This window comes from Gordonia sp. NPDC003424 (assembly GCF_053588655.1).
This window is the reverse complement of the sequence record NZ_JBSFQJ010000027.1, coordinates 57328-63386: the sequence shown is the minus strand read 5'-3', so window position 1 is coordinate 63386 and position 6059 is coordinate 57328. Positions and strand designations below refer to the sequence as shown.

General features: G+C 67.8%; 7 protein-coding genes. 1 reads left to right on the top strand and 6 read right to left on the bottom strand.

Annotation, left to right across the window (positions count from 1 at the left end):
• Positions 1–141: 141 nt before the first annotated feature.
• The 3 genes from ACWDTI_RS25620 to ACWDTI_RS25610 all read right to left on the bottom strand — a co-directional run bounded on the left by ACWDTI_RS25620 (position 142) and on the right by ACWDTI_RS25610 (position 1465).
• On the bottom strand, positions 142–573 hold the full coding sequence (locus ACWDTI_RS25620; RefSeq protein WP_449740951.1) for a YdeI/OmpD-associated family protein: 432 nt from the start codon (positions 571–573) through the stop codon (positions 142–144).
• Between the two features lie 25 nt (positions 574–598).
• Complete coding sequence (locus ACWDTI_RS25615; protein WP_449740950.1) at positions 599–1015, bottom strand: VOC family protein; 417 nt, start codon at positions 1013–1015, stop codon at positions 599–601.
• 63 nt (positions 1016–1078) lie between these two features.
• Complete coding sequence (locus ACWDTI_RS25610; RefSeq protein WP_449740949.1) at positions 1079–1465, bottom strand: helix-turn-helix domain-containing protein; 387 nt, start codon at positions 1463–1465, stop codon at positions 1079–1081.
• A 102-nt stretch (positions 1466–1567) separates the two neighbouring features.
• Between ACWDTI_RS25610 and ACWDTI_RS25605 the strand changes: the two genes are divergently transcribed.
• Entirely contained in the window at positions 1568–2323 is a 756-nt protein-coding gene (locus ACWDTI_RS25605) for a cutinase family protein (protein ID WP_449740948.1), read from the top strand.
• 46 nt (positions 2324–2369) lie between these two features.
• On the opposite strand, the gene eda is transcribed toward ACWDTI_RS25605, so the two are convergent.
• Genes eda through ACWDTI_RS25590 form a run of 3 tightly spaced genes read right to left on the bottom strand, consistent with a single transcriptional unit; the run spans position 2370 to position 6056 of the window.
• Entirely contained in the window at positions 2370–3041 is a 672-nt protein-coding gene (gene eda, locus ACWDTI_RS25600; RefSeq protein ID WP_449740947.1) for a bifunctional 4-hydroxy-2-oxoglutarate aldolase/2-dehydro-3-deoxy-phosphogluconate aldolase, read from the bottom strand.
• Position 3042: 1 nt separating this feature from the next.
• Complete coding sequence (locus ACWDTI_RS25595) at positions 3043–4530, bottom strand: mannitol dehydrogenase family protein (RefSeq protein ID WP_449740946.1); 1488 nt, start codon at positions 4528–4530, stop codon at positions 3043–3045.
• Positions 4527–6056 (bottom strand): UxaA family hydrolase, encoded by a 1530-nt coding sequence (locus ACWDTI_RS25590; protein ID WP_449740945.1) that lies wholly within the window; start codon positions 6054–6056, stop codon positions 4527–4529. The genes ACWDTI_RS25595 and ACWDTI_RS25590 overlap by 4 nt, the downstream gene beginning before the upstream one ends.
• Between the last annotated feature and the right edge of the window lie 3 nt (positions 6057–6059).

Sequence of the window (6059 nt, the reverse complement as noted above, 5' to 3'; positions counted from 1 at the left end):
AGGAGTCTGCCACCGGTGTTGCACCTGACTCATCACTACTCCATCCCCCGCACCCACCACCAGCACCTGTCTCACAACCATGCTGGCAGCCGACGTGCAAGCGGGGGAGGAAAACAATTCGGGAGGAAGAACTTTCGGCCATCACTGACCACTCAGGCTGGCCAGCACGGCGTCGACGCGACGGGCGCGGGTCTCGTCCTTTTTCGCGTCGGCGACCGATCGAGCGAACTCCTTGCGGCGCGTGTACGACAGCTTCTCGAAGGCCGACTTGGCGCCGGGGTCGGCGGCCAAGGCGTCCGCGAGTGCCGGCGGGATCTCGACCTCGCGGGGTGCGTCGTCGATGGTGATCTCGATGTCGATGGTGTCGCCCGCCTCCACCCCGAGCTTGGTCCGCACCGCCTTGTTGAAGCCGAGGAGGTTCTCGCCACCCATGCGTCCGATCCGGCCGGCGACACGAATCCCGTTGACGGTGAACGACACCGGGGGTGTCTTGCCGGCACCGAGCGACGCGACCTGGTCGTCGGTGAGGATCACCGCAGCGGCCGGGCCACGCGGCTCCAATACCGTTGTCAAACTGAGAGTTTCGCCCATGATCAGCTCAGAACCCTTCCTTCATCTGCACGATACGCATCCGGTTGCCGAAGGGATCTCGAATACCGAAGTCGGTGCCGTAGTCACGCTCGACGGGGTCGTCGGTGAAGTCGACACCTTTGGCGCGCAGCTCCGCCGCCATCGCGAACGCATCGTCGGTGGTCATCGAAAACCATCCTCCCCCCGCCCCTTTCGTCAACGCGTCGCGGACCTGCCCGGCGACCTCCGGGCTCAACGACGGCGGGCCGGGGATCTCGAGCATGATCTCCCGATCGGCCTCACCCGGCAGGTTGATCGTGAGCCACCGCATGAAGCCCATGTCGACATCGGAGTGGACTTCGAAGCCGAGCTTGCCGACGTAGAAGTCGAGCGCCTGCTCATGGTCGAGGACGTAGATCTGCGAGAGTCGGATCGTGTTCAGCATGGATGGAACGGTAGCGGGTCCGGTCCGCGGTTCCTTGTCCAAAACTGCTCATTCTCGACGCGGTCACGCGGGACGCCGCAACGACTTCACCGCACAGGTGGGCGCGACCCCGTCGCCGGACCGCAGACGGTGCTTCGTCGGCGTCTCCCCCATGATCTGCCCGAAGGTGCGGGTGAACGTGGCGAAGCTGCCGAACCCGACCGCGGTCCCGATGTCGCTGACCGACATCGCCGTCTCCCGCAACATCGCCGACGCTCGCTCGATCCGCCTGCGCTGCAGGTAGCGATGCGGCGTCTCACCGAAGGTCGCCTTGAACACTCGACTGAAATGCGCCGGTGAGACATGCGCAACCGAGGCCAGGGCGGCAACGTCGAGCGGGTCGGCGTAGCAGCGATCCATCGTGTCGCGGGCACGAAGCATGCGCCGGTTACGGTCCTCGGCGTAGTTCACGGGTTCATTCTGCCGTGCGGCCCTCGCGCGCACCCCATACTTGATCTGCAGCCGCTCCCGAATCCGACCCATCCGAACCCCATCGCCATCCGAACACCGAATATGACCATTGAATCCAGTAGTTCGGCCATCGACCGCACACCGCTGATCGGTCGATTGGCGGTGATCGTCGCCTGCGTCCTTGCCATGTTCGCCGGCACCTCGCTCCTGCACAGCCCGAAGGCCGCGGCGGCGGCACCGTGTTCCGACGTCGAGGTGGTCTTCGCCCGGGGGACCGCAGAGCCGGCACCGCCGATCGGCCTGACCGGAGAGTCGTTCCTGGTGGCGCTCCGCTCCCAACTCCCCGGCAGATCCGTGTCCGCGTACGGCGTCAACTACCCGGCGAGCAACGACTTCAACAACCGCCTTCGACTGGCCGAGACCGTCGTCAACGGTGTCGTCGACGCGCAGAACCGCGTGAAGTACGTGGCCCGAACCTGCCCGAACACCAAGATCGTGCTCGGCGGCTACTCGCAGGGAGCGGTGGTCGCGGGTTACGCCACGAGCGGCAAGATCGCGATCCCCGACCAGTACCGCCAGTACGAGAACCGGGTCCCGCCGGCGCTTCCGGCAGATGTCGCCCGACACGTCACGGCCGTGGTGCTGTTCGCGCCCCCGTCGGATCGCTTCATCAGCGACGTCGGAGCACCGCCGATCCGCGTCGGCGCCCCGTACGCGCCGAAGACCGTGCGCTACTGCATCCCCGGCGACACCATCTGCAACGGCGCACCGGCCGGGCAGCCGAACGGTCTGCACGTGCTGTACACGATCAACGGGGACACGCTGAGCGCGGCACGGTACGTCGCGGCGCGCGTCTGAGCACTGGGCGCCGTTGACTGCCGGTCGACAACCGGACTCGTCGCGGTCAGGCCCGCGACTCGAGCACCTGCGCCACGGCTTCGCGGCAGAGCCGACCGATCCGTGACCAGTCGCCGACGCGCACGACATCACGCGGAACCATCCAGCTCCCGCCGACACAGCCCACCGCCGGGATCGAGAGGTAGTCGGCGAGGTTCGCCGGACCGACGCCGCCGGTGGGCACGAATCGCACGTCCGGAAAGGGTGCGGTCAGCGCGGTGATCGCCGGGACGCCACCGGAGGCCTCGGCGGGAAAGAACTTCAGGACCGTGCAGCCGGCCTCGGTCGCGCGGTGGATGTCGGTGGCCGAGGCCACGCCGGGGAGCACCGGCAGATCGATCTCGCGGCACCGCGCCACCACCGGATCGGAGAAGCCCGGCGACACCACGAATTCCGCTCCGTTGGCGTGGGCGAGGTCGACCTGCTCGACGGTACGCACGGTGCCGGCCCCGACGAGCAGGTCAGAGCGTTGGGCGAACACCGAGAGCGCCTCGGCGGCTGCGGGCGTGCGGAAGGTGACCTCCGCGGTGTGCAATCCACTGTCCACGAGGGCATCGGCAAGTGGCCCGGCCGTCGCGATGTCGTCGACGACGATCACCGGTAGCAGCCCGATGCGGTCGAGAATGGATGTCACGCCGACGGTTCGGGGATCGGCTTCGGCGAGGGTCATTGCGGGCATGTCAGCGCACTCCTTGGTGAACGGTGGGTACGTGACCGGATAGCAGGTCACGCACGTCGGATTCGAGATCGACTTTCCACCAACCGATCTCGGGCAGTTCGTGCCCGAAGACCGCGTCGATGTCCAGCAGTGACCCCACAATGTCCTCGGCGCGGGTCATGCCGCGGACCGCGCCGAGTCGGTCGGACAGCGGATCATCAAGCGGTAGAGCAGTTCCCGCGGTGTCGTGGCCGAGGGCGACGTAGGTCATCCAGCCCGCGACGCCGAGGGTGAGGACCCGGGGACGTCGTCCGGCGTCGATCGCGGCGGCCACCGGAGATACCAGTCGCTGCGGGAGCTTCTGGCTGCCATCCATCGCGATCTGCACGGTGGTGTGGCGCAGACCCGGGTTGGTGTAGCGCTCCAGGACGGAATCGCCGTAGGCGGCGAGATCCGCACCGTCCGGTGGGGTGAGAGTGGGGATCATCTCGTCGTGGATCAGCGCACCGGCGATATCCCGGAGGCGCGGGTCGGCTATCGCATCCGCGATCGTCGGATGTCCCTGCAGCGCACCGAGATACGCGAGGGTCGAATGCGAGCCGTTCAGAATACGCAGCTTCATCAGCTCATACGGAGCGACATCGGCCGTGAGTTGCGCCCCAGCGAGTTCCCAGGCCGGCCGATCCGCAGCGAAGCGATCCTCGATGACCCACTGCGAGAACGGTTCTGCCGTCACCAGACCTTCGTCGTCGAGTCCGCTGATGGTGCGGGCCTCGGCCCGATCGGCGGCGGTGGTGGCAGGAACGATACGGTCGACCATGGAGTTCGGGAAGGTCACGTTCACGCCGATCCAGTCGGCCAGCGCGTCTCCCTCCGCGGTCGGCAGCGCCGCACAGAAGTCGGCGACCAGACCGGCCACCACCCGGCCGTTGTGGTTCAGATTGTCACAGCAGAGCACGGTGATCGGACCGGCGTCATCGTGCCGGCGCCGCTGCAGTCCACGCACCAGACGGCCGATCGCCGAGGTCGGCGGTCCACCCTCGAGGTCGTGACGGACACCGGCATCGGCGAGATCGAGGTGACCGTCGGGTCCGCGCCGGTAGCCCTTTTCGCTCACGGTCAGGGTGACCACGGTGACCGCCGGGTCGGCGATCCGGATGAGTACGTCGCCGGTCTGGGAAGGGCCGTCGAGGATCTCCCGTACGATCCCGGAGATGCGTAGCGATGCCGTGGAATCGGCTGCCTTGGTGAGGATTCCGTAGAGACCGCCCTGTGGTGCGAGGGCATCGCGCACCGATGCCGACCGCTGCGTCACGCCGCAGATGCCCCATCGCCGCGACCCGGTGGCCAGCGCCGCCTCTTCGGTGTACACCGCCTGATGCGCACGGTGGAAGGCACCGATCCCCATGTGTACCAGCCCGATCGAGCTGTCGGCGGTGAACCGGGCGGGCGTGGTCAGGGCTGCCGACTCGGTGAGCCGGCCCAGCGTGTCGATACTCAGACGGGTCACAGCACCGCTCCGATCTGCCACGGCACGATCTCCTCGCCACCGACACCCAATTCCTCACTGGCCGAACGCCTCCCCGATGCCACGTCGATGAGGGTGCGGTAGATCCGCGACCCCATCTCCGCGACGGACACCCCGGATTCGACGACGCCGGAACAGTCGACGTCGATGTCGCCGGCCATGCGGGTCGCGAGCTCGGAGTTCGTGGCCAGCTTGATCGTCGGGGCCGGGCGGGAGCCGAATGCGGAGCCACGACCCGTGGTGAAGGCGATGATGTTGGCGCCGCCGGCCACCATGCCGGTGGCCGAGACGGGGTCGTATCCGGGGGTGTCCATGAAGACTAGTCCGTCGCGGGTGGGCGCGGCGGCATAGTCGACGACCTCGGCGAGCGGGCTGCGTCCGCCCTTGGCGACCGACCCGAGCGACTTCTCCAGGATGGTGGTGATACCGCCCGCCTTGTTGCCCGGCGACGGGTTCCCGTCGAGGGAGGCGCCCTGCGCACTGGTGTAGCGCTCCCACCACTCGATGCGTTCGATCAGCTTGTCGCGCACCGCCGGATCGGCGGCACGTCCGGCGAGCATCTGCTCGGCGCCATAGATCTCCGGGGTCTCGCCCAGGAGACTGGTCGCGCCCAGCGCGACGAGATGGTCGCTGGCGACCCCGAGCGCCGGATTCGCGGTCAGGGCCGACCAGGCGTCCGAGCCGCCGCACTGCATACCGAGTGTCAAGTGCCGCACCGGAACCGGCTGACGCCGGGTGCCGCGCAACCGATCGGCCATGGCACGGACACGGACCACTCCCTCGCTGATCGCGGCGGCGGTTCCGCCGACCTCCTGGATCGTGAACGACGTATGCGGCAACCACTCCGGGAGAGTCATATCCTCGACGAGGCTGCGCATCGCGTTGACCTCGCAACCAAGTCCGACGACGACCAGCGCGCCGATATTCGGATGCTGTGCATAACCGATCAGCGTGCGCCGCAGGACATCCCACCCCAGACCGGAGTCGGCCATGCCGCAGCCGGTACCGTGCGCGAGCGCCACGACACCGTCGACGCCGTCGACGTGGAGCTCGGCGATCTCGTCCTCGGTCCGTCGGACGATCTGCTTGACGACGGTGGCCGAGCAGTTGACGGTGGACAACACCGCGACGTAATTGCGGGTGGCGACCCGTCCGTCCGGCCGCACGATTCCGTCGAAGGTACGCGGCAGATCCGCAGGCACTGTCGGTCGATCGGCCGCAGTCGCGTCCGACGGGTCGGCGGTCGCGAGTCCGGTCGGGTTCTCCGGCATGGTCATGTTGTGGGTGTGCACGTGGTCACCGGCGCGGATGGCGGCGCTCGCGACACCGATCACGTGCCCGTACTTGTGCACCAGGCTGCCCTCGGCGAGGTCGTGCAGCGCGATCTTGTGGCCGCCCGGCACGTCGCCGGTGGTCGCGACGTCGCCGAGTCTGGTGCCGACGGGCAGTGGATGCAGCGCGATGGCGACGTCGTCGCCGTCGCGCAATTGCAGGATGTCGGAAGGCATCTG

Excerpts from the sequence above, each read along its gene's own strand:
- eda (WP_449740947.1), bottom strand. The coding sequence starts at position 3,041 with ATGCCCGCAATGACCCTCGCCGAAGCCGATCCCCGAACCGTCGGCGTG.
- ACWDTI_RS25605 (WP_449740948.1), top strand. The coding sequence starts at position 1,568 with ATGACCATTGAATCCAGTAGTTCGGCCATCGACCGCACACCGCTGATC.
- ACWDTI_RS25615 (WP_449740950.1), bottom strand. The coding sequence starts at position 1,015 with ATGCTGAACACGATCCGACTCTCGCAGATCTACGTCCTCGACCATGAG.
- ACWDTI_RS25590 (WP_449740945.1), bottom strand. The coding sequence starts at position 6,056 with ATGCCTTCCGACATCCTGCAATTGCGCGACGGCGACGACGTCGCCATC.